The 24,048-nt window shown below is 41.2% G+C and carries 25 protein-coding genes and 1 riboswitch; of the genes, 3 read left to right on the top strand and 22 right to left on the bottom strand.

Translation table 11 applies throughout. The features are described from left to right. Positions 1 to 17: 17 nt before the first annotated feature. The 3 genes from AC503W_RS19180 to secA form a co-directional block, all read right to left on the bottom strand. A complete protein-coding gene (locus AC503W_RS19180) occupies positions 18 to 881 on the bottom strand; it encodes a YitT family protein (protein WP_402954594.1) in 864 nt (287 codons plus the stop codon). 172 nt (positions 882 to 1,053) lie between these two features. Beyond that, positions 1,054 to 2,152 (bottom strand): peptide chain release factor 2 gene (gene prfB, locus AC503W_RS19185; protein ID WP_402870630.1). Its coding sequence is split into 2 segments (ribosomal slippage): positions 1,054 to 2,079 and positions 2,081 to 2,152, totalling 1,098 coding nucleotides; the frame shifts between segments, so codons are not numbered across the junction. 169 nt (positions 2,153 to 2,321) lie between these two features. Further along, complete coding sequence (gene secA, locus AC503W_RS19190; protein WP_427591441.1) at positions 2,322 to 4,835, bottom strand: preprotein translocase subunit SecA; 2,514 nt, start codon at positions 4,833 to 4,835, stop codon at positions 2,322 to 2,324. A 412-nt stretch (positions 4,836 to 5,247) separates the two neighbouring features. Here secA and AC503W_RS19195 point away from each other — a divergent pair, with 412 nt between their 5' ends. Then, on the top strand, positions 5,248 to 5,568 hold the full coding sequence (locus tag AC503W_RS19195) for a helix-turn-helix domain-containing protein (protein ID WP_402954602.1): 321 nt from the start codon (positions 5,248 to 5,250) through the stop codon (positions 5,566 to 5,568). Between the two features lie 109 nt (positions 5,569 to 5,677). Here AC503W_RS19195 and AC503W_RS19200 read toward each other — a convergent pair whose 3' ends face one another. The 6 genes from AC503W_RS19200 to flaG all read right to left on the bottom strand — a co-directional run bounded on the left by AC503W_RS19200 (position 5,678) and on the right by flaG (position 10,115). Then, entirely contained in the window at positions 5,678 to 5,806 is a 129-nt protein-coding gene (locus AC503W_RS19200; protein ID WP_402991245.1) for an anti-repressor SinI family protein, read from the bottom strand. 32 nt (positions 5,807 to 5,838) lie between these two features. Next, a riboswitch (cyclic di-GMP riboswitch) is annotated at positions 5,839 to 5,925 on the bottom strand. Positions 5,926 to 6,624: 699 nt separating this feature from the next. Continuing rightward, on the bottom strand, positions 6,625 to 7,182 hold the full coding sequence (hpf, locus tag AC503W_RS19205; protein WP_402870618.1) for a ribosome hibernation-promoting factor, HPF/YfiA family: 558 nt from the start codon (positions 7,180 to 7,182) through the stop codon (positions 6,625 to 6,627). A gap of 256 nt (positions 7,183 to 7,438) precedes the next feature. Next, on the bottom strand, positions 7,439 to 7,783 hold the full coding sequence (fliT, locus tag AC503W_RS19210) for a flagellar protein FliT (protein ID WP_494915453.1): 345 nt from the start codon (positions 7,781 to 7,783) through the stop codon (positions 7,439 to 7,441). Then, positions 7,783 to 8,184 carry a flagellar export chaperone FliS gene (fliS, locus tag AC503W_RS19215; protein ID WP_427650349.1) on the bottom strand — a complete coding sequence of 134 codons (402 nt, stop codon included), beginning with the start codon at positions 8,182 to 8,184 and terminating at the stop codon, positions 7,783 to 7,785. The genes fliT and fliS overlap by 1 nt, the downstream gene beginning before the upstream one ends. A gap of 24 nt (positions 8,185 to 8,208) precedes the next feature. Continuing rightward, a complete protein-coding gene (locus AC503W_RS19220; RefSeq protein WP_494915455.1) occupies positions 8,209 to 9,741 on the bottom strand; it encodes a flagellar hook-associated protein 2 in 1,533 nt (510 codons plus the stop codon). Positions 9,742 to 9,752: 11 nt separating this feature from the next. Then, entirely contained in the window at positions 9,753 to 10,115 is a 363-nt protein-coding gene (gene flaG / locus AC503W_RS19225; protein ID WP_402991236.1) for a flagellar protein FlaG, read from the bottom strand. 534 nt (positions 10,116 to 10,649) lie between these two features. On the opposite strand from flaG, the gene AC503W_RS19230 reads away from it, so the two are divergent. Beyond that, positions 10,650 to 11,864 carry an IS110 family RNA-guided transposase gene (locus AC503W_RS19230; RefSeq protein WP_494915458.1) on the top strand — a complete coding sequence of 405 codons (1,215 nt, stop codon included), beginning with the start codon at positions 10,650 to 10,652 and terminating at the stop codon, positions 11,862 to 11,864. Positions 11,865 to 11,957: 93 nt separating this feature from the next. Next, positions 11,958 to 13,117, top strand: a protein-coding gene (locus tag AC503W_RS19235) for an IS3 family transposase (RefSeq protein ID WP_494915460.1) whose coding sequence is annotated in 2 segments (ribosomal slippage) — positions 11,958 to 12,216 and positions 12,216 to 13,117 — 1,161 coding nt in all. Because the reading frame shifts where the segments join, the coding sequence is not laid out codon by codon here. Positions 13,118 to 13,203: 86 nt separating this feature from the next. On the opposite strand, the gene AC503W_RS19240 is transcribed toward AC503W_RS19235, so the two are convergent. The 13 genes from AC503W_RS19240 to AC503W_RS19300 all read right to left on the bottom strand — a co-directional run bounded on the left by AC503W_RS19240 (position 13,204) and on the right by AC503W_RS19300 (position 24,031). Beyond that, on the bottom strand, positions 13,204 to 14,619 hold the full coding sequence (locus AC503W_RS19240) for a flagellin N-terminal helical domain-containing protein (protein ID WP_494915464.1): 1,416 nt from the start codon (positions 14,617 to 14,619) through the stop codon (positions 13,204 to 13,206). Between the two features lie 138 nt (positions 14,620 to 14,757). Beyond that, positions 14,758 to 14,991: a carbon storage regulator CsrA gene (csrA, locus tag AC503W_RS19245; RefSeq protein WP_402991227.1), complete on the bottom strand. Its 234-nt coding sequence runs from the start codon at positions 14,989 to 14,991 to the stop codon at positions 14,758 to 14,760. After that, positions 14,991 to 15,437: a flagellar assembly protein FliW gene (gene fliW, locus AC503W_RS19250; RefSeq protein WP_494915468.1), complete on the bottom strand. Its 447-nt coding sequence runs from the start codon at positions 15,435 to 15,437 to the stop codon at positions 14,991 to 14,993. The genes csrA and fliW overlap by 1 nt, the downstream gene beginning before the upstream one ends. Positions 15,438 to 15,445: 8 nt before the next feature. Continuing rightward, entirely contained in the window at positions 15,446 to 16,024 is a 579-nt protein-coding gene (locus AC503W_RS19255; RefSeq protein ID WP_494915470.1) for a DUF6470 family protein, read from the bottom strand. 49 nt (positions 16,025 to 16,073) lie between these two features. Next, complete coding sequence (flgL, locus tag AC503W_RS19260) at positions 16,074 to 16,955, bottom strand: flagellar hook-associated protein FlgL (protein WP_494915472.1); 882 nt, start codon at positions 16,953 to 16,955, stop codon at positions 16,074 to 16,076. A 15-nt stretch (positions 16,956 to 16,970) separates the two neighbouring features. After that, complete coding sequence (flgK, locus tag AC503W_RS19265; RefSeq protein WP_494915474.1) at positions 16,971 to 18,527, bottom strand: flagellar hook-associated protein FlgK; 1,557 nt, start codon at positions 18,525 to 18,527, stop codon at positions 16,971 to 16,973. 29 nt (positions 18,528 to 18,556) lie between these two features. Beyond that, positions 18,557 to 19,045 (bottom strand): flagellar protein FlgN, encoded by a 489-nt coding sequence (locus tag AC503W_RS19270; protein ID WP_427591455.1) that lies wholly within the window; start codon positions 19,043 to 19,045, stop codon positions 18,557 to 18,559. Between the two features lie 76 nt (positions 19,046 to 19,121). Further along, positions 19,122 to 19,385, bottom strand: coding sequence for a flagellar biosynthesis anti-sigma factor FlgM (gene flgM, locus AC503W_RS19275; protein WP_427591456.1), 264 nt, complete (start codon positions 19,383 to 19,385; stop codon positions 19,122 to 19,124). A 247-nt stretch (positions 19,386 to 19,632) separates the two neighbouring features. Then, positions 19,633 to 20,043 carry a TIGR03826 family flagellar region protein gene (locus AC503W_RS19280; protein ID WP_427591458.1) on the bottom strand — a complete coding sequence of 137 codons (411 nt, stop codon included), beginning with the start codon at positions 20,041 to 20,043 and terminating at the stop codon, positions 19,633 to 19,635. A gap of 88 nt (positions 20,044 to 20,131) precedes the next feature. Then, positions 20,132 to 20,824: a ComF family protein gene (locus tag AC503W_RS19285; protein WP_494915478.1), complete on the bottom strand. Its 693-nt coding sequence runs from the start codon at positions 20,822 to 20,824 to the stop codon at positions 20,132 to 20,134. After that, positions 20,817 to 22,205 (bottom strand): ATP-dependent helicase ComFA, encoded by a 1,389-nt coding sequence (locus tag AC503W_RS19290; RefSeq protein WP_494915480.1) that lies wholly within the window; start codon positions 22,203 to 22,205, stop codon positions 20,817 to 20,819. The genes AC503W_RS19285 and AC503W_RS19290 overlap by 8 nt, the downstream gene beginning before the upstream one ends. A gap of 117 nt (positions 22,206 to 22,322) precedes the next feature. After that, a complete protein-coding gene (locus AC503W_RS19295) occupies positions 22,323 to 23,165 on the bottom strand; it encodes a DegV family protein (RefSeq protein ID WP_402954653.1) in 843 nt (280 codons plus the stop codon). 182 nt (positions 23,166 to 23,347) lie between these two features. Next, positions 23,348 to 24,031, bottom strand: coding sequence for a response regulator (locus AC503W_RS19300; RefSeq protein ID WP_402870571.1), 684 nt, complete (start codon positions 24,029 to 24,031; stop codon positions 23,348 to 23,350). Positions 24,032 to 24,048 lie beyond the last annotated feature (17 nt).

Below are 24,048 nucleotides of genomic sequence, written 5' to 3' on the forward strand. Positions count from 1 at the left end.
GAAACATTATACCAATCTCAATCGAGTTTAAAACCCTCTCCAAGTACTTCTGAGGCATCCATGACGATCACGAATGCTTTAGGGTCAACGACTTTGACCAATTGTTTCAATTTGGTGAATTCAGATTGATCGATGACACACATTAAAATCGGACGGGAATCGTCCGTATAGCCGCCATGCCCGGAAATCCGTGTAACACCGCGGTCTAGCTCATGTATAATAGCATCCCTAACTTCAGGTTCATTATTCGTGATAATTAATGCCATCTTGGAACGGTTGAATCCAACTTGGATAAGGTCGATGGTCTTACTTGTGACATATAAGCTGATCAAGGCATACAGCCCTTTTTCAATATCAAAAACAATGGCCGCGCTCAATACGATGAGGCCGTCAATGATTGCCACACATGTCCCCAATGACAAATTGGTATACTTATGAATGATTTGGGCCGCTAAATCCGTTCCCCCGGTAGAAGCCTTCCCGCGAAAGACTATGCCCAATCCTAATCCGACCAGGATACCGCCACAAAGTGACCCGAGTAATGCATCGTTCGTCCATGGTTCCCAATCCTTTGTCAGGAAGACGACAAACGGTAAAAATAACGTTCCGATGAACGTTTTTGCACCAAAATTCCTTCCAAGTACAATAAGTCCGGCAATGAATAAAGGAATATTAAATGCCCACTGAACATACGCTGGTTCCCAACCTAGCGTGGTATATAGAATCGTGCTGATTCCGCTGACCCCGCCTGAAGCGACCTGGTTCGGTAGAAGAAATACATTGAACCCAATCGCGATGATGCCTGACCCTATCAACACTAGACCATATTCCATCAAAATTTGTATCAAAGGGTGCTTTGGCTCCCGATATCTCTTTCTCATTCTGGTTGTCTCCTCATAATCCTTCTTATTTAATTAGTCTTAACCGAAAGTAGTATAGCATCCCTGTTCATTTCCTGTAAATAACAGCCAGATGACGTGGTAAAGGACTAATGAATTGAAATGTTGTACAAAAAAAATCGAACCGAATAAGATCCGGTTCGATTCATACCTCTTATAATTTAGAACGTAAATAAGCATCGATGAACATATCGATATCCCCATCCATCACTGCTCCAAGGTTCCCGGTCTCCGCACTTGTACGGTGATCCTTTACCATGGAATAAGGGTGGAAGACGTAAGAGCGGATTTGGCTTCCCCAGCCAATTTCCTTCTGTTCACCGCGGATTTCATCCAAATCGGCTTGTTGCTGTTCGATCTCAAGTTGATATAATTTGGCTTTCAGCATATTCATCGCTTGGGCCTTGTTTTTGATTTGCGATCTCTCATTTTGACACGTTACGACCGTATTCGTTGGTAAATGGGTAATCCGGACAGCTGAGTCAGTCGTGTTAATATGCTGACCGCCGGCGCCACTTGCCCGGTACGTATCGATTTTCAAATCTTCCGTACGGATATCTATATGAATCGTTTCATCGAATTCCGGCATGACTTCGCATGATACGAAAGAAGTATGACGGCGGCCTGATGAATCGAAAGGAGAAATCCGGACAAGACGGTGCACGCCTTTTTCCGCTTTCAAATAGCCATAAGCGTTATGGCCTTTGAATAGGAGCGTTACACTCTTGATTCCCGCTTCATCACCTGGAAGGTAATCAAGGGTTTCCACCTTGAATCCTCTTTTTTCGCCCCATCTAGTGTACATGCGTAGCAACATGGAACCCCAATCTTGGGACTCTGTTCCGCCTGCACCAGGATGCAGTTCCAGAATGGCATTTTTCGAATCATACTCTTCACTTAGTAGAAGCTGTAGTTCAAAGTCATTCATCTTTTGGGAAAGAATCGTGATTTCTTCCACTAACTCCGTCATAAGATCTTCATCATTCTCTTCTTTGACCAGTTCATACGTCAAATCGAGATTTTCATATGAATCATTCAACTCGGCCAATTGGTCGACTTGTTCTTTCAATGCGTTTGTTTCATTGATGACACCTTGAGCCTTTTGTTGATCATTCCAAAAGTCAGGATGCGTCATCTCATTTTCTAGTTGTGCAATGCGTGCCTCTTTTTCATCTAAGTCAAAGAGACCCCCTAAAGTCCGTTAATCGTTGCGCTGTTCTTTCTAATTCGTTTCTGATTTCTGCCATTTCCATTTCTATTCACCTCATTAGTATGTTAAAAAAAATCCCGTATCGGGATTTGCTTCATGCAAATATACCTCTTCAAAACGATATGCATCCAGTCCGCTTTCATAAACGAAACATGAAAAGAGGCGGTAAGTTCATTTAACTTATCCGTCTCTTCTCCATTATACACCTATTTTCAGGCTAAGTTGCCATGACAATTCTTATATTTTTTTCCGCTGCCACATGGACATAAAGCATTTCGCCCGACATCTTCCGACTTACGAGCCGGCGCCTTCTTCACTTTGCCGCCTTCGTCTTCTTTCGGATTGACCGCTTGTCCTTTTATGACTTCCTTCCGCTCCAAGTTATTGCGGATTTCAGCTTTCATAATGTACTTAGTGACCTCATCTTCCATCGAAGCAATCATGCTTTCAAACATCGCGAAGCCTTCTGATTGGTATTCACGAAGCGGATCGATTTGACCATATGCACGTAGGTGAATCCCTTGACGCAATTGTTCCATCGCGTCGATATGATCCATCCACTTGCTGTCCACCGCCCGAAGCACGATCACTTTTTCGAACTCGCGCATTTGCTCTTCTGAAAGCTCGGCTTCTTTTTGATCATAACTTTCTTTTACTTTTCCTAGAATGAACTCAACCAGTTCCGATTCATCTTTCCCATCCAAATCGGCGATTGTAATCTCACCCTCTTGGAATAGATTGCCGTTCAAGTAATCGACAAGTCCTTGCAAGTTCCAGCCTTCTTCATCGCCCATCGGCGCAAAAGCTGCAACATTACGTTGAATGGACGCCGTGATCATCGTTTCAACGATTTCACGCAAGTTTTCGCTTTCCATTACATCGAAACGCTGTTTGTATATGATTTCACGTTGCTGACGAAGAACATCATCATACTGCAGCAATTGTTTACGAGAATCGAAGTTATTTCCTTCAACCCGTTTCTGAGCGGATTCAACGGCTCTTGACACCATTTTGCTTTGAATGGGTTGGGAATCATCCATGCCAAGGCGCGCCATCATACTCTTCATATTATCCGAACCAAAGCGACGCATCAATTCATCTTCCATGGATAGATAGAACTGAGTGACCCCTGGATCTCCCTGACGACCAGAACGACCACGCAGCTGGTTATCAATCCGGCGACTTTCATGACGTTCCGTCCCGATGACGGCAAGCCCGCCCACGTCTTTGACACCTTCGCCTAGCTTGATATCCGTACCACGGCCAGCCATGTTTGTGGCGATCGTAACCGCTCCCTTATTCCCTGCATTCAAGATGATTTCCGCTTCACGCTCATGGTTCTTCGCATTCAACACGTTATGAGGAATGCCTTTTTTCGTCAAGTAATTGGAAATGATCTCCGAAGTCTCAATGGCGACCGTACCAACCAGCACGGGCTGTCCTTTTACATGACGCTCTGCAATATCTTCCACGACCGCTCTGAATTTCCCGTCCATTGACGCATAAATGAGATCTGGGCGGTCATCCCGGACGATATCCCGGTTCGTAGGAATCGCAATAACATTCATATTATAGATGTTACGGAATTCCTCTTCTTCCGTCTTGGCCGTACCCGTCATACCAGAAAGTTTTTCATACATCCTGAAATAGTTCTGGAAAGTAATCGTAGCAAGGGTCATGCTTTCATTTTGAATTTCCAGTCCCTCTTTTGCTTCAATGGCCTGATGAAGTCCTTCACTGTAACGGCGACCTTTCATTAAACGGCCCGTAAATTGGTCAACGATGACAATCTCGCCGTCTTGGACCACATAATCTACATCCAAGTGCATGGCAACATGCGCTTTCAATGCCTGATTGATATGATGGTTCAATGTCACATGAGTGATATCGAATAAATTATCAATATTGAACGCTCTTTCAGCCCTATTCATACCTTCTTCAGTCAATTGCACGCCTTTGGTTTTCTCATCATACGTGTAATCCGTATCTTTTTTCAGGGTACGCACAAAAGCATTCGCCTGGATATAAAGCTGGGCTGATTTTTGCGCCGCACCGGAAATGATCAATGGCGTCCTCGCTTCATCAATCAAGATGGAATCGACTTCATCGATGACCGCATAATGCAATGGCCGCTGTACCATTTGTTCTTTATATAGCACCATATTGTCACGCAAGTAATCGAAACCTAACTCATTATTCGTGCTATACGTGATATCCGCATTGTATGCTTCTTGTTTTTCTTCTTTAGAATGACTGTTCAGATTCAACCCGACAGACAGTCCGAGGAAATTATATAACACACCCATATCAGTCGCATCACGTTGTGCGAGGTATTCATTGACGGTCACGACATGCACGCCTTTTCCAGTAATCGCATTTAAATAAACGGGCATGGTTGAAGTCAACGTTTTCCCTTCACCTGTTTTCATTTCGGAAATATTCCCATCATGAAGGGACGCCCCACCCATGATCTGAACACGGAAAGGATACATGCCAAGCGCCCGCTTTGCTCCTTCACGTACGACAGCAAATGCCTCAACGAGCAAATCATCCACAGTTTCCCCGTTTTGATAACGTTTCTTGAATTCTTCCGTTTTGGCAGTCAGCTGCTCGTCCGATAACGAAGCCATCTCATCCGCCAGCGCTTCGACCTGATCAGCCACTTTTTCTAACCGCTTAAGTTCTCGCTTATTCGGATCAAAAACTTTATTTAATATATTAAGCATTCATTAACGCTCCTCTATTGGGAAAATGATCATTCAATATCGTTCATTCATATAAGTAAGAAGGAACACACCTTCTGCCGATAATAATCTAGTCTTAATTTTACCACTTCTATTCATGAGGTACAACTTCATGTCACTTTCAGGACTATGGGCCAGATATCACTTCTTGAGAAAAACAATGGATAAAACAGGACAAAAACTGTTAAAATAGAGGGAAGATTTAAAATACATATGGGTAGGCCCACGTTTGCACAGATGGTCTTTAAAAAAGGCTATATCTCTCAACTACTATAAATGGGTTTAATAGATAGTTGACGCCATTCGCTTGTAAACCTGGATAGTAGAAGACACTGTAAGTGGGTTAGCAAAGCTTATTCTGTGGGATAAATAGAACTAGTTCGAGGTGGTAATGATGATCGGTGAGCGTGTTAAAAAGCTGCGGGAAGAAAAGAAAATGTCGATGACTGAACTAGCCGAGAAAGCCGGGGTAGCCAAGTCCTACTTAAGTTCGCTCGAACGGAACTTACAAACGAATCCTTCCATTCAATTTTTGGAAAAAATCTCTGCAGTGCTTCATGTTCCTGTTGATGCCCTTCTTTACGATGCTCCCAATAAGGAAATCCTGGATAACGACTGGATAAAAATCGTTGAAGATGCCATGCATTCAGGTGTTTCAAAACAACAATTCCGAGAATTTATTGAGTTTAACAAATGGAAAAAGAACAACGAATAGAAAAATAGATAGGAAGCATAGCACTCTATCAATCTATTTACGCAAACGAAAGCATCCCTATAAACAGCCATGCTCCATACTGTTTATAGGGATGCTTTCCACATCTTTCTCATTTTTCGCAATTCCCCTTCGATGACTCCCGTGCAAGATAATCACGGATCTCTTCTTTCGTCAATCCTAAGCTTTTTGCCTCCAAAATCAACGTCATCCACTCTTGATCCATTTCCGTCGTAATCATTTTATCAACCTCCTAAAATACTACCTTGTATTTCAGGCAGACCAGCCATCGTAGCTCCTTACAGCCTTAGACCTGTGCCTTTGCGCCCTCACCTTTCGATAAGTTTGCCTTTTTCACGATAAATATTACTAAATACATAGTTTACAATCTTATTATAGGGAATACACCCTACATATGTTGCTAGTTTATGTCGCCAATTAACCAATATAAGGAAATATTTATCGACAAATTACAACAATAGGGAAAAAATCAAGGATAGATTTACATGAAACGAAAATCACGTTCGCTTTTTCAGATAATAAAAAACCTTGTTCTTTTCATTCAGGCGATGAGACATATTAATTCGCTCCACCGACAGTGCATCAAAGGCCTTTTGCACGGTCAAATCCTCGCCGCAGGTAGGACAAAACCAATTCCCCATTTCCGAACTACTAAACGAAGCCCTATTGCATGTATGGCAATTTTTCCGAAACAACATCCCATCCCCTCTGCACCTTATTAACCACTTGTTCGTTTTAAAGAACGATTAAGTCGATTATATGCCAAATTAAGGTAAAATAGAAATGGGTATAAAAACCTATCTTTCTCGCAAAAGAACACTTTTTGTTCGTTTTAAAGAAACTTCAAATTCACTCTACTTCATTTGAGAGCACTTATTATGAAAGGAATGTGCCTATTAACTCTTTAACGTATTTCGAATTTCCGAAAACAAAACTAATACTTTATACCTAACCCGATGTTAAATAAATAGAAAAGGAGAATACCTAAAAAGCACCGCCCAGAGTCTGGACGGTGCTTCCATGAAGTTCATGATTAACTTAACTTGGTTCTATTAATCCGTATCGTCCATCTTTACGGCGATACACGACGTTGGTTGTATTCGTATCCGCATTCGTGTAAACGAAGAAACTGTGACCAAGCATATTCATTTGCAGAATCGCTTCTTCACTGTCCATCGGCTTCAAATCGAAGCGTTTGTTACGGACCACTTCTATATCGCTGTCATCTTCGAATTCATCCGCCACTTCATCGACTTCCGTAGCAAAAGCGAATGCTTCGGGTGTATTGGATAAATTGTTGCGGAATTTTCGGTTGACCTTCGTTTTATGTTTACGAATTTGGCGTTCTAGCTTGTCATTGATCAAATCAATCGCAGCATACATATCCGCATTCTCTTCTTCAGCGCGAAGAACCAAATTCTGCATCGGAATCGTCACTTCGACCTTGGACGTATTATTGTTCACTTTCAAATTCACTTGCACATTTGCATCTGGCGTATTGTTAAAATATCTTTCTAACTTGCCAATTTTCTTTTCGACGTATTCTCGAATTGCTGGAGTTACCTCAATGTTTTCACCGCGTACGTTGTAATTCATAAAGTGAGTCCTCCTTAAATTAAGACTATACAGTTAGATTCTACAATACCCCTCCGGTTTCCTTTAGAAACACATCATGAAATATGTCGAAATTATGAAACAATTGTCGGAAGGTTTGAAAAAGGTTGATGTCTACCTTAACTCTATTATACCAAACAGTGCCCAATAAAGAAAAAATTAGCCATCATAATTTACAGAAATTTTAGAAAAAAATTACACAAAAACCGTTTGAAATTCAAACGGTTAGGGTAAGAGTTTATTTCTTTTTATCGTAAAACATGCCATCCGTGGAAAGATTCTCATAAGGATTGGTGTATTTATTCGAAGTTTTCTTCTTCTGATTCAGTTCCTTGATATCGCGCTGGATTTCTTGCTTTTGGAGCAACAACAATTGATCAACCTGCTGATTCAGAAGCATGGATTGACGTCCCAATTGTAGCTCTTCATCAGAAAAAGGCGGTTTGATATGCGAAAGAAACGCTTCACGACGGTCAAGCAACTTTGTGATTCGATCGATTCGATCATTGCGTTCGACAATATTCTGGTCCTGCAAGACGGTTAGTAATTCAGTGGTGACATCATGAAAATCTTGAAGCACCATCAAACTTGACCACTTTGGACGAATTGTTTTTGGCGGTTCAATTGAATGGCTTCCTTCCATGTGTTACGGAACTCGGTAACAAGCCCCTCCACCTCTTCTAGAGCCGCGATATCATTCTTCAAATTAGATTCAATCAGGCGACGATTCATATAATCATAGAGGCTCATCAAGTCTTTCGATACGGCAACATCCATATTCAAGGTCACCATCAGTTCATGAACGATGTTTTGGGCCTTTAAGATATTCGTATTCTTTTCTTCGATCTTACCCGCTTCAATGGCTTTTTTACCAAGTAGAATGAACTTCAGGCACCCGTTATAAAGCATGAGTGTAAGCTCCCCCGGCGACGCTGTATTCACTGAATTTTGTTGATAAGATTGGTATGGATTATTTATGGCCATTTCTTTTGATTCTTCCTTTCTTACTTAGCTAAAATATTGCGACAAACTAGAGCTTTGACTATTCGCCTTCGATATCGCCTTCTCCATGGCTGTGAATTGATTGTAGTAACGGGTTTCGAGTTTGATTAACTTTGCCTCGAATGCTGAAATTCTTGTGTCCAGACCATTGACCGCTTTTCCGATGGTAAAATTATTATTAACATAGCCAGCCTTACCAGCCTTTTCTGTAATCACCTTCATGGATGATTGTATATCATCACGTAAACGGCGTGCCAGGCCTTGTGAACTTTTATCAGTATTGCTACCCTCAGTCATGAAAAGTTTATAAATCGCATTTGGATCTTCTGAAATGGCTGCACGCAGTTTATCCTCATCAATGGTTAGTTTACCACCTTCTAAGTAATTCTTAGTTGTGGTAATTCCCAAACCACTGAGCGTGTTATTCCCTGTCATACCACTGACTGAAGTATAAAGAGAGGACCTCATCGTTGTGAGAAGGTTCTTTAGAGTAGAGTCATTTTTCAACGTCCCACTCTTCGCTTTTTCTTCCCAAAGCTTCACCTCATCTTCGGTCATGGCTTTCTTTTGCTCTGTAGTAAGAGGAGTGTAGGAACGATATTTCGATTCACTAGTTTTGTCTTGAATGTTTTTGATGATTTCGTTGTATTTGTTCACGAACTGAGTGACCGTGTCTAAGATGGTGTCTACGTCAGCTTTGGAGGAGAACGTTACAGCTTCCGTTGTTGGTTTCTTTACGGTAATTTCCGCTCCATTGATTTGGAAGGTGTTCGATGGTCGGGTAATTTTTAAGCCATTGTATTCTACCGTTGCGTTGGTTCCAGCTGTGCCTCCTGCCTCTGAATTATTATTACTCATTTCTAATAAACCAGTAAAAAATTCCCCACCCAATTCAATCTCTGCTGCACCCTCTACATCACCAGTATTCTTAGCAGTAATAGAAAACTGCTGAGAGTTCTGATCAAAGAAGACTGTTACCCCTGAGTTAGCATTAATTTTATTAATAACACTATCTAATGTATCAGTTGGTTCGATGGTAAGTGTATAAGGTTTCTTCACCTTACTCTCATCCAAATCAAAAACGCCATCTTTATTAATCGCTAATATCGAAATTTCATGCTTTACCAACCCATATTTAGATAACGGCTCTTTTGAATCAATCTGCGTCAGTAACCCTGTTTCTGTATTTTTCACTTTTGTTGGTTTGCTCGTCATAGTCGCCGCCGTGGCAAGGTTCGTTACACTTATCTTCCCAGTAAAATCACTTGTTGAATTAATATTCCGCACTGATATTGCATCTGGATTTGATACAGACACCGTCTTTTTAATAAACGAAGATTGTTTTCCAACTCCATCTGAGATTAGTTTATCCAATTCAGATAATGCTGTATTTACCGAACGATAATCATCCCGTTGCCACTCAGAATATTGCTTCTTCTGCGTTAGTTTATCCAAAGGCACTCGTTCCGCCTGCATCATACTTTTCACTATCTCATCAATATCCATCCCACTCGCTAATCCACTGACACGTACCATCATTCATCACCTGCTTATATTTTTTCGTCGACCATTATCCCAACAAATTCCGTCATTGCCGCATAAAAGTCTAGAAGCTTTTTTGGAGGAATTTCTCTGATTGTTTCATTCGTTATGTCATCAACGACCTTAACATAATACTCGTCCAGTTTTTCATGATACTCAAAGCGTACTGCTGTATGTGTTGGATTTAGAAAGGTATTTAAACTTTCAGTTACCTCCTGAACCTTTTCTTTTGTTGGCTTGTCATTCGATTCTACACTTTGTTCTGAATATGCTACTGTATTGATTTCCCTCTGATAATACGTACTGATTCCTTCTGATATTGCTGTTCTAAGCTGCGAGGAAAGAATATTCGTCGATAGACTCTCCAACATCTCTTTTGCCCCCAATAAGATATCTTTACTTTTTATATCGGTATTTGCCAGTTTATATTTAGTGATTGGAATGGAGTTATATAGATTTAGCGAATATCAGAAAGGGTTCATTTTAAAATTATTTGAAGGCAACGCTTTTATTTAAGAAAAATAGAAAGCATGAAAAGACCCTAGCTAAAAATTAGGGTTCGCTTCTTACCATCAAATAGTGACTGGTCACTCCAAAAAGTAGCTGATCAACTCAATATAGAAGGTCATAAAACTAATAAGGAGAACAGTTTACCAAAGTTCAAGTAAAACGAATTTTAGATCGTGAAAATTTTTATAAAGGTACATATCAATATGGAGATGTAACCACCTCACAAGGTCAACATAAAGCCATTTTGTAATCCTAATTTTAGTTTGGTAGATAAGAGAGTGTTAGACTAACATATCATTGCGAGTCTCCTTATTGGCGGGCTAACGCTATAACTGACGCTGTCACATTCTCTTATTAACCCAAATAAATAGAAATTACTTAGGAGGATCATTTGAATGAACCAGCTAGACAGAACTAAATGCGTATTTGTAGGAGTAGACCTACATAAAAACAATCATGTTGCAGTATTAACTGACTGTTTTGGAGATAAAATCAAGACATTTAACCTAAAGAATGCATTCTCTGCTTTTCCTGCATTCGTTGAACAAGTGAAGAAGAAGTCAGACGGGAAAGAAATTGTATTTGGTTTAGAAGATGCTAATTTTTATGGTAGAAGTCTTTCCAGATACCTACTTGACTCAGGTTTTATAGTAAAGGAAGTTAATTCTTCTTATACAAAGAAACAAAGAAGTATTGGAACTAACCACAATAAATCTGATGAGCTTGATGCTCTTGCGGTTGCCAAAACTCTTATTTTTGAATATAAACATCTCCCTTTTGCCGATCCTCAAGATGTATATCTTGCCATCAAACAAACACTCAATACTAGAAACAATTATGTTCAAATGACAGCCAATATCAAAATGTCACTTCAGAATATCCTTGTTCATCATTACCCCATGCATAAAGAATTTTTTAAGGATCTAGAAAGTAAAACGGCAAAAGGTTTCTTCAAGAAATATCCTTCACCTAACTTACTTGAAGCGGTCACAGAGCGGGAATTGATGGAAGACCTAAAAAAATTTAATAAATCAGTACCTAAAAAGAAGGCAAAAGAGATATTAGAAGCTATTGATAGTAACGGCTGGAATAAAACAGATTATCAGAAGGAACAAAATGAAAGTGTCATATCTTTCATACATTCCCTCGAACATATAGAAAATCAGATTGATAGTCTTGATAAAACCCTGGATAACTTAATCGAAGTAACAGGATATCCGCTCAAGACTATAAATGGTATTGATACAGTACTGGCAGCTACCTTCATAGCCAATATAGGAGATGTCAATAGGTTTCCTAAGGCAAATAAACTAGCTAAATTGGCTGGAATAGCTCCACTGGAACACAGTTCGGGGGAGAGTCAAAGAAATTACTCAAACAAATTAGGTAACAGAGAACTTAACAAAGCCTTCTACTCCCTTGCCTTAACACAAATTAGAAAAAATATGAACCCGATCATGTATGAATACTATCAAAGCAAAATCAAAGAGGGGCTCAAGAAGAAACAAGCCATGGTATATGTAGAAAGAAGATTAGTAAACATAGTATTTAGTATTATGAAGAATAAAACACCTTACAAACAGCCTATATTAGAAAATGAGAGTGCATAAAAAGAGACCTGGTATTATCCCCTACAGGTAGACTGAGTAAAAAGAGAACATGATAAAATGTTCTTAACAGTCTATCTGGGAGGGGATTTTTCTATGGCAAAAAAGGGGCAAATCTTTCAAACATATACAGAAGAATTAAAGCGAAAAGTTGTTCGTTTGAAGTTAGAGGAAGGCTGGTCATATCGTCGGCTTCGTGAGCGATTTGGTATCAAAAGTGATGCACAAATAGCGAATTGGGTAAAGAAAGTGCAGAATAATGAGCCTTTTGAAGACCAACGTGGTGTATGGAACCGTAAGAATTTTACTAGTGTAGAAGAAGAAAATGCTTATCTGAAAGCGCAGGTGGACTATTTAAAAAAGCGCAATCCAAATCTACATGGGAAGGAATGGTCCTGAAAGCCGAAAGGTTTCAAGTGATTGATGAATTGAGGAAAGTACACCCACTCACGTGGCTAATAAAAATCGGTGAAGTTTCAAGATCTGGTTATTATAAATGGCGGAAGACTCAGTCTAAACGATCTCTAAGACTTGAGAAAAACCTATGGATAAAAGAACATATATTAGCCATTCATAAGATACATCCATACTACGGATATAAGCGAATGACTCGAGCTTTATTTAGAGAGGGAATCGTTGTAAATCATAAGCGTGTGCGTCGCTTGATGAGAGAATTGGGAGTTACATCTGTAATTCGAAAGAAACGCCCTTTCTATGGTAGAAGAGGATCCGTAGTATTTAAGAATGTTTTAAACCGTGAGTTCTATGCAGAGTCCATGTTTCAAAAGTTAGTAACAGATATAACCTATGTGCGGATTGGAGACACGTTTGCCTACTTATCTGCCGTTTTAGATTTGTATAATAATGAAATTGTCGCATGGGAAGTTTCTTCTCGAAACGATCTTGAATTGGTTCATAATACGTTGAATCAGTTAAGGGATAAGTCATTCGAAAAGGGTGCCCTTCTTCACTCTGATCAAGGATTCCAATATACGACGAAATCATACGAAAAGCAGATAAAAGAACTCGGTATCCAAGGAAGCCACTCTCGTCGTGGCAATTGTCATGATAACGCTTGTATAGAAAGTTTCTTCTCGCATTTAAAAACAGAGAAGTTATATTTGGTAAGCCTAAAAACAACAGAGGAAGCTTATATAGCTATTCAGGAGTATATAGAATTCTACAATACGGATCGCTTCCAAGAAAAATTTAACGGCCTTTCCCCGATTGAATATCGAGAAAAGGCCGCAGCTTGAAATACTCTTTTTTTATTGTCTACTTGACAGGGTTATGTGCATAGAGTCTCTTTTCTTTTTAGCTAATCTAAGCCGTGGGGCGAAGATTAACGAAGTAATTGAAGCACGCCTTGCGGTTGTTGGTTAGCTTGAGCCAACATTGCTTGTGCTGCTTGAGAAAGAATAGAGTTCTTAGTTTGGTTCATCATTTCTTTAGCCATGTCTACGTCACGGATACGAGATTCCGCAGCAGTTAGGTTTTCAGAAGATGTGTTAAGATTGTTGATTGTATGCTCTAAACGGTTCTGTGAAGCACCTAGTTTTGAACGCTCTGCTGAAACTGATTCAATTGCACTTTGAATAGTAGTAATTGCAGCATTGGCACTGTCTCTATTAGATACATCAATAGTGTTGATTCCCAATGCTTCTGCTCTCATATCATTAATTGATAAATCCATTTGTTGGTTAGAATTAGCTCCAATTGCAAACTTCAATGAATTATTTGAACCAACTGTGATAGTATTTGCAGTAGTGGCCTTTGTCAGTTCAAACGATAAGCCTTTAGAGTTACCAGATTTAGTAATAGTTACCTTGTTACCTTCTACAACAAAATCTCCCGCAGCAGCATTATTTCCATCTATAGTAAAGGCATTACTAGTTGCTAAAGTAGCATTTGATCCTTGGGCTGATATATTAGCAATGGCTGAAGTAGCACTTGCAGTTTCCCCATCAAAATTCCCACCGAAACGCACATCAATTTTACTTGCTGAACCAGTTGCACCCTTTTGTGTTAATGTCAATTCGTGAGTTGTTGTATCAAAGTTAGCAGTTACACCAAATTTATCTGCATTTTGATTGATGGAAGTTGCTAAGGCAGCTCCCGTTGTACCAGTTGCTACATCTAAGGAGCTACCATTAATTGTGATTTTACCACCAGTAGCAACTGTATCATCTGCTGTAGCTAACGCAATAGTAGCTGTTGCAGCTGTTGCTAATGAGGTTACACCTGAGCCTGAAAATGCGACTACCCCAGTTGCCTTAGTATCAGATGTCCCAGAAATACCTTTCGCCACAGTATCATTAGTTTGAGTTGCTTGTATACCAGCTCCTCCATTTAAAAGAGTCTTTGTGTTAAACTCCGTATTATCACCTATTCTGGTTACTTCTTGTTTTAATTGGTCTACTTCTTTTTGAATTTCTTTTCTGTCTACGTCAGTGTTTGTATCATTTGAAGATTGAACAGCTAGTTCCCGCATACGTTGTAGGATATCATGCGTTTCATTCAATGCACCTTCAGCAGTTTGAATTAAACTAATTCCATCTTGAGAGTTACGAGAAGCTTGATCCAAACCACGAATTTGCCCACGCATTTTTTCAGAGATTGCTAAACCTGCAGCGTCATCTCCTGCTTTGTTAATACGCATACCTGAAGCTAGTTTCTCCATTGATTTAGATTGGTTTGCAGATGCAGTTGATAACTGACGATGTGTGTTAAGTGCTGCGATATTGTGATTGATAATCATTTTTGTTTCCTCCTTGAGTTTTCGGTTCCCACGTCCATGTGGTTTTTTACGATAAGCAGTGAATAAGTCGGCCGCCTATTTCACTATCTATCGTTGTATATATAATATCGACAGTCTAAGAAACATATTAAGCAGTTTTTAAGGTTTTTTCTTAAAATATTCATTTATTTTTTCCAGAATATTGGTTTCTGTTTTTGTGGCTTCATTATTTTCTTGCTGAATGGACAGGTAGACTTCTTTTCGGTGAATATCCACATTTTTTGGTGCATTGATACCAAGTTTGATCTGTTCTCCTTCTATTGCTAGCACTGTAATTTCAATATCATTTCCTATTACGATCGATTCATTTGGTTTCCTCGTTAATACAAGCATTAGTATTCCCCCTGTTCTACTTCTAGAGGTTCAATTAGCAAATGCTTATTCATATAGCCGCTACCATTCATGATAAACTGCTTTCCAGTCTTTTTATGAGTATTTAAAATGATAGGAGCTTGAAGGTTGGCAGTTGTTTGATTGAAAGGGTCATGAATGGTTAAAATAACAAGCGTTATGACTTCTTTTTCTGTTTCTATTTCTAAAGTAGAAAGTACTTCATCCGGCAGCTTCACTTCATAATCACGAAAAGTATCAAAAGGGTTCGTAACGATGAATGCCACTTCTTTTGTTTCAATAGATTGGAGAACAAAAAATGGTGTTTCTTCTAATGGTAATAAACAAAACTTCTTTTCCTCCAGAAATCCCGGAATCCCGCTGTCAAATCTATAAATATCTTCCTCTGCTATTTCTACTTCACCATGAAATTTTGTTTGTCTGATCATATATGTCTTCACTCACCTATCACATCTGGAAATAAATTAATGAAATCTATATCCAGTGAATTTTTTTGTAGAACTTCCACTTCCGTGTTACCTGGCGTATATTCATGAGTCGGTCTATTAATTTGCACATTAATATTTGGTTTCTGTGGGCTTACATCAATGTCGACTTGGGCCGGTTGATAATCTAGCTTCACACTGAAATTCGAAGGAATCCAACCAAGATTGAATTGCTTCTCCGGACCTTTACCGTTCTGTTTCGCTTGAGAAGCTATCGCATTCCCACCGTTTTCAATATGCCTCAATTCCGTCCCCTGTTGGGATCTTCTTGCCATACCAGCCAGCCAATCCTGATACCCCTGCTGGGCAAATTCCTCCACTCGCTTGGATAAGCTTTTCAAATCCATGTCTTCTCTAGCCTTCGATTGATCAATCGTTAGCTTCCCAGGAGTTGTCTGAATCTCTAAAATAGCTTTTGGCTGTTCAATAGATAAATCCGCTGCCTTCTGTTCCAGTTGTTGTACAGGTTTTTCGATATTCAATCCGATTTGCATCGATGTAGACTGCATGCGGATTTGTGGCATTTGCATCTTCATCACTCCTCTCTTTATAGAAAAAAGCTATCCGGTTACGAATAGCTTAGCGAAGAAAATCTAGTAAACTTGGTTGCATGATTTTTGCGCCGATACTTAATGAAGCACTATGAACACTTTCTTGAGTCGTTAAATTCATGATCGCCTTCTCAATATCGACATCCTCATTTTTCGAAAGAATTTCCGTAGCAAAGACCTCCTGCTGGCCTAAGCGGTCGGTCATTAAGTCAATCCGATTCTGTCTAGCACCCACTTGGGCCTGCGTAGCTAAGAAGCTATCAATCGTTTTATCAAGTTCTGCCAACATCGCACCAACATCACCATTGCCTTCGAGCGCATCAATTGTTTTTTGAATACTACCATCCTTGGCAAGAGCATCTCCAAAAACCTTGGATCCATCTGTATTGATCTGAATCGAAATGCCAGAAAACACTTCAAGGTTAATAGGTTCCGAACCGTATGTGATTTTCCCTGTTGTAGCATCTAAACTATCAGAAGGCTTCACATTCGTATTCTGTCCATTAAAAATATACTTCCCACCAATTTGTGTATCACCGATACTCACAAGATGTTCCTTTAATTGCTTGATTTCTTCTGAAATATTACTCTTCTGATTTTCTTCATACGTCCCATTACTACCTTGTACCGTTATCTCCCGAATCCTTTGTAAAGCTGAAACGGCTTCAGTAATCGCATCGTCCGTACTATCAATCCAATTTTCCGCTTCGGAGATATTACTCTTATACTGCTGGATTTGATTGAGGTTGGTCCGGTACCCCATCCCCATCATCGCTGCGACCGGATCATCGGAAGGCTTCGTGAATTTCTTTTGTGATGAGACTTGTTCCTGCAGTTTGCCCATTTTTTCATAGCTGCTGCTTAGGTTGGTTAACATATTATTGGTTAGCATCGATTGCGTTACGCGCATCTATATTCACTCCTATTATCGGCCTACAGTTCCCATTCCATTAATGATTTTATCGAGCATTTCGTCGACCATCGTCACCATTCTTGCTGATGCATTGTAGGCCTGCTGGAATTTAATCATGTCAGTCATTTCTTCATCCAAGGATACAGAACTAACAGATGCTCTATTTTGATCTACAGATGCTGCAAGCACTGATGAGTTAGAAAGGTTCTTTTGGGCACTTTGAGAATCAACACCCAAGTTCCCAATCATTCCGGAATAATAGGTGTCAAAGCTCCCTGTTAAATCCTTAGAATTTAAATCCTTTGTCGAATACTCACTAAAAGCCTTCTTTTTCAAATCAGCCAAAAGCTTAGCATTTTCATTATCTCCTGAAGCTCCACTAGTTTTCCCAGCAGCAATTAATGAAGAATCTTTTAAAATATCACTACTCATCTTGATACTTTGAGCAGCACTCCCATTTACGCTGATTTCAAAAAAGTTGAGCCCTGATTTTGCATTCGAACCTAAAGCAAACCCTTCTTGATGAATCGCATTAAATTCATTTACAAAGGCCTTCGTCATGTTATCGAGCTTTTGCAACATATCAGGATAAGAGCCCTCAGTTGTGCCATCACTCTTCTTATATCCGAAGCTTTCAATCAACCCAGCCAGTTCTCCAGAAAAATTGAAGTCCGTAATCGTTTTCGAACCAAACTTCACTCCATCTATTGCACCTGACGTATCATCATAGCTCACTGCAACTTTGGCTGTCCCAAGCATGCCCGTTTTGTTCACGCTGACTAGATTGATAGGCGGTACATACGCTGAGCCATCTTCATTCATTAACTCGATGTTGTATAAACCTGTCGCAACGTCGCTTGCTTTGCCATAATCACTTGGAATGACGTTTTTTACGTTGATGCTGACAAGCTGCGATAGATTGTCGACGAGCACGTCCCGTTTATCGTAAAGGTCATTCGGAATATAGCCATGCGGCTCGACTTTACTGATTTGCTGGTTCAGTTGATCGATGCTGTCAATGATTGTGTTGATTTCGTTCGCTTTGACATTGATTTGGTTGCCAATGTCCGTTTTCACGCTTGTTAACGAGTTGTAGTAGTAGTTTAATGTATCAGCGACCATCACGCCTGTGGATGCCACGACTTCACGGGCACCAGAATTTTCGGCGTTGGCCGTTAATCCTTGGATTGAATTCCAGAACTTCTCCATCGTGGCAGCCAAGCCGCTGTCGGTTGGTTCGTTCATGATGCCTTCCATCTTCGATAGCGATTCGCTCATGGCGCCATAATAACCGATTTTATTACTTTGGGTTCTGTATTGTGCATCCAAAAAGCTGTCGCGGATTCGTTGCACCGTTTCTGCCGCTACACCCGTTCCAATTTGACCCGCTACACGGGGGCTGTTCATCCCGACGGTAGGGAAACCGGATGTTTGCTCCAAGTTTACCCGCTGCCTTGAATAGCCTACCGTGTTAGCATTGGACACGTTATTTCCTGTCGTATACAAGGCACCTTGCGAGGTGGATAATCCACGCTTTGCTGTTTCGAGCCCCATAAAGCTTGAAATCATAAGTTCAAACCTCCATTATTTTCTCTATCTTACGCTTTCGAGTCAAACATGCCCAAGCCGCTTTTCGCATCCTTTTTGGCAGTCTTGCCATAGTTCATATTCTGGTTTTGCGGCCGTAGCATATTCAGGGAGACATTTATGAATTGAAGAGATTGATAGATTAACTGCTGATTTAAGCTGTTTTGCTCTTTCAACTGAGCTACCTCTTCAATCAGTTCCGTTTTTAAGTGTTCAAGCGCAACCGTTTCTATCGGATCTGTGAATTTCGTTACAGTGGAAATGGAAGCCTCCTGATTCGCTGCGCCATTTGCCGTAAGAAACCTTTCCACAGCGGCTTCTCTTTCTTGATCCGTTTGGCTGATCGCTTTAATATGCTTTTGTTCATCAATCAGCAGGGCGGAGATAGCCTCCGTGTCGCCGGCTTTCAAGATGTTTGTTTTTCTTTGCGCTAATTGGTTGAAGCTGTTATGAAGGGCAACCAATTTTTCAAGCGAGTCGATGATCTGTCGTGCAGACATGTTCGCTGCCTCCTCTGCTCATAGATGATGGACGGAATGCGGTTCCGTCCATTTTAATCAAACGTTTGATTAAGGGTTATTTTCGGTAGAAATCGATTAATCCCTTGGCTGTTGCCTCTGCATTCATTTTATATGTTCCATTTTCCACTTGGATTTTCAGTTCATCCACCTTCGCCTGTCTAGCAGCTGGAATGGGTGATAATTGCTGCATCTCTTTTGCGGCTGAAGATATTTCCACTTTGTCTGAGAGGTTGACCTTGGAATCTTTGACATTCCCCATTTTATTGATTTTATTATTATAGGGGTTCATACCCGTTACACCGACGTTATTGATTTTCATATTCCAGATCCTCTCCTTCGGTCGATTTTTTTTATCTATTCTTATCAACATCCACATATTTGTGATTCCTTTAACAGACGATGAGTAAGACTCACGGCTGTGTTTATTATCCATACTAGTATTATCGACAAGGAATAGATTTATTTGATGATTTCAAGGAATCTTTCCTTCGACATCCTTTGTCGAATTCCGTTCTCAATACAGAATATTCTAACAAAATTTCAGCAGAGAAGCTAAGATTTACACTTTATCGATTTTTCATAAAGTATGTATTCTTTTGATCGCGTTCTTGAATCTCTAGGCGGCGCTTTTCTTCACTTTCGTACGTCTCTAGACCAGAACGAATGGAATCGCTGCATGTTTCACATAATCTCCCGTTACGAATAAGCGTTCCACATTTTTCACAAGGAATACTCAAGTTCGGAAATTGAGCGATTCTCAACTTTCCCGTTTTCACAAACTTAATGATTAGTTCTTCCTCGACACCTGTGGCATCCACCACCTGTACCATAGAGGCCGTACGATTGCTTTTCTTCCGGATGTAATCATACACCTTATCAAATTGCGCTTCTTCTTCTTTATAGCAAGCATCGCAAACATCGCGGAATTTCGTTTTAACAAATAACGAATTACAGTTTGGACAGTTGAATAAATCCATTTCGGGTGTCCCCCTCGACTATACTCTTATACTGTATATATCGAATAGAAAAAGCGATACTTTAGGAAGTTTGTAAAAATACTCACTTTTACCTACCTAGCGTGATGGAGAAAATATCTCCCGCGCCAGCAAGTTTCAAGGCTTTGGCTGCGTGCCTTAGCGTAGATCCCGTCGTGTAAATGTCATCCACGATTACAATCGATTTGTTCTGTATCGCGTCCAGCTCGATAACTCGAAAGACCTGCGGCAATGATATCCGCTCTTCACGTGACTTTTTCGATTGCTTTTCGGTATGAAGGCGTGTAAGGAGCTCCATTGTTTCAAGACCCAATAGATCTGTTAAGGCTTGTGCCTGATTGAACCCGCGCTCCCTCAACCGCTCCTCGCTAAGCGGAATCACCGTCACAATATCAAATTTCAGTTCCTTCATTCTTTCTCTTAAAAAAGGGACGAAGGCTTCAGCCAATGCGTAATCTCCTCGGTACTTATACTTCGCAATGATATCTTTCAGGTGTTCATTATAATGAAATAGCGAGATATTCTGCGTTAAATGCCCTTTCCACTTTTCATCTTTTTCCCATCTCACACAATCTAAACATCGGTCCCCCACCCGAAACTTCTCATCCAGCTCCCTAGAGCACATCGAACAGGTCTCGCCACTTATCACCTCAAGCCTTGATTCACATTCCTCGCAGATCACTTTCACTTCAACTTTCAGCAATAAACTCCTCCATGTCAGGACGTCCTTCATCTCTTCATCACAAAACAAACATCTACGCATCCAGTAACCCCCTTTTCCTAGCCTCCAGGTTCATCCTTTCAATATGGTGAATGCTCTCTAGCATCGCCCGGCTTTTACCATAATGAAAAAACGTGATCGTGCCCCTCGGATAAGCAGAGCTTCTGCCCACACGTCCGGCAATCTGGACGAGGGCACTCTCGGAAAACACCTCATGTTCGGCTCCAATCACCGCCACCTCCAGACGTTCGATCGTGACGCCGCGCTCCAAGATGGTCGTCGTCATCAACCCTGGCACTTCGCCATCTCTCAGAGCCTGCACCCTTTCTTTTCGCTCCGGATGCTTTGAATGAACGGCTTCCACTTTCGGGTCCAGATCTTGAAACAGAGGAAGCACCTGCTCCATCACTTGTATGCTCGGGAAAAATAATAATAGAGGCGTCTTTTTCTGTAGGCGGTCGCTTACCCACTTCTTGATCACAGGAGGAATCCTTTTTTGGAGGAACTGCTTTTGCCAATTGCCACCCCACTTCATTTCAGGTACAGGAATGGGTTGCCGGTGATAGCGTGCCGGAATGGTCACCGCTTGCAGTTTTCCGTTTTGGTAAGCTTGTTGCATTGGTTTGGAGGGTGTCGCCGTTAAGTAGATGGTGGTAGAAGTAGGTTTTTTGGATTTCTGGACTGCATAATATAGCGATTTATCCATGGAGTACGGAAACGCATCGACTTCATCAATGATGATGACATCGAAGGCTTCGGAAAAGCGAAAAAGCTGATGGGTAGTGGAAACGGTAAGGGGGGATGGTTTATGTCGATCTTCGCTCCCCCCATAGAGGGCGGATACTTCGATTGTCGGGAAAGCCCGTTTTAAACGGGGAGCTAGTTCTAGTACGACATCGGTACGGGGTGTCGCGATACAAATCCGCTTCCCAGCTAGCAAGCCTGCCTCGATTCCTGCAAACAGAACTTCCGTCTTCCCGGCACCGCACACGGCCCATACGAGGAATTCCCCGTTCTTTTGGATGGCTTGAACGACACAGTCCGAGGCTGTTTGCTGCCCGGCCGATAGTGTTCCCTCCCAGCCCATAACCTGATCCGGAATAGGGAACGCGAGTGGAGGACCACTCCAGCTGTATAATTTGCTACATTCACTGACCCTCCCCATCATGATGCAGGACCGGCAGTACGTACAACCTTGATGGCACACTTTACATGGAAACGTATAAAACAAGGAAGGATCCTTGTTCCCACAGCGTATGCATGTGAAGCGCCCATTCTCGCGCCGTACACCATTTAGTTCTGAAACATGGCCTTTTGTAATATGTTTAGTCAGGATTTCTTTGGGGAAGGGAATTTCCGCTACCAACAGCAGCCGTCCAGCGAGGTGTTTCTGAAGTTCTTTTGAAAAGGGGAGAGTATTCACATTCCTACCTTCTTTCTTGTAAACTGATGGCTCTTGATTAGAATTCTCGCATTCTATAAATGAATCCTTTTTTATTCGCAAAAAAAAACGCCTCTCCTCTGGAAAGACGTTCATCCTTTAGATTTTATACCAGCCCATTCCCATTGCACCTTCGCCCAGATGCGTCCCGATGACAGGGCCGAAATAGCCAAGGCTGAACTCCACATTCGGGAACCGCGCTTCAAGTTCCGTTTTCCATTCCGTCGCTTCCTCTTCCCGCTTGGCATGGATGATGACCGCTCTATACGGTAGCCCGCTTGCCGCGTCTTCCCCAAGTAAATCCGCAATCCGTTTCATCGCTTTCTTTCTCGTACGGATTTTTTCAAACGGTACGATGACCTTGTCGACAAAGTGAAGAAGAGGCTTCACTTGAAGTAGACTTCCGATCAACGCTTGAGCACTACTAAGTCGTCCGCCACGTTGCAGATGGGATAAATCATCTGCCATGAAATAGGCCCGGACGGACTGCTTCATTTCCCGGAGCCTCGCCAAGATTTCGTCTGCAGATTTGCCATCAAGGGCCATCTGAGCTGCTTCAAGAACATAAAGCCCTTGGACCATGCAACTGATTTCGGAGTCAAAGGCATGGACGCGAATCCCTTCAACCATGTCACCGGCTGCAATGGCCCCTTGGTACGTCCCGCTTATCCCACTCGATAGATGAATTGAAATGACATCATCGTAATTCTCCTTCAGTTCTTCAAACTTCTCGACAAACAAACCAATTGGGGGCTGTGAAGTGGTCGGCAATTTTTCTTGCTTTTTAACTTCTTCATAAAATTCATCTGCGGTAATATCCACTTCTTCCCGGTATGCCTCATTCGAGAAAATTACATTAAGCGGCATCATATGTATATGTAATCGTTCACGTACTTCCTTAGGTATATATGCTGTGCTGTCTGTTACGACTGCCGTTTTCATAGTATAGTACCATCCTTAACCATATTTACTCTCTGTACTTATTCAACATTCTATAGGAAAAAGCCTTTATTTGCATTAAATAGCTTTCCTTTCTCCTATGATTATCATGATAAGTCAAACAAAAAAGCCGGCCCTCCCTACGCGTTGCGTAACGGAAGAACCGGACAAAATCATGAATTTATTTATTTCACTTCGACCCAGCCGTTTTTGATAGCCATGACAACAGCCTGCGTACGGTCATTTACATTCATTTTCTGAAGAATGTTACTTACGTGGTTCTTGACGGTTTTCTCACTGATATAAAGCGTTTCACCGATGGCACGGTTACTTTTTCCGTCAGCTAGAAGTTGAAGGACTTCACACTCGCGTCGAGTCAACAGGTGAAGAGGTCTTCTGATTTCCACAGCGTATAGGGAATCGCGATCGGCGCCTTCTTCAGCGGCCAAACGGCGATATTCCTTGACCAGATTGTGCGTCACTTTCGGGTGAAGGTATGAACCGCCTTCAGCAACAACACGAACCGCATCAATCAATGCATCTGCGTCCATTTCTTTTAACAGATAGCCTTGTGCTCCTGTTTTCAATGCATGTTGTACATAGTTTTCATCATCATGAATCGATAAAATGATGACCTTTGTATCAGGATAACGTTGTACAAGCATCTTCGTTGCTTCTACCCCGTTCATATTCGGCATGTTGATATCCATGATAACAACGTCTGGCTTGTGCTCTTCTACGAGGTCCATAGCCTCGCTTCCGTCATCGCCCTCGGCGACAACGTCAAAGGATGATTCAAAATCTAAAATACGCTTAACGCCTTCGCGGAAAAGCTGATGGTCATCGATAATGATGATACTTGTCTTCAACGGCTTCTTCCTCCTAA

The sequence above is a fragment of the Peribacillus suis genome (assembly GCF_059384845.1).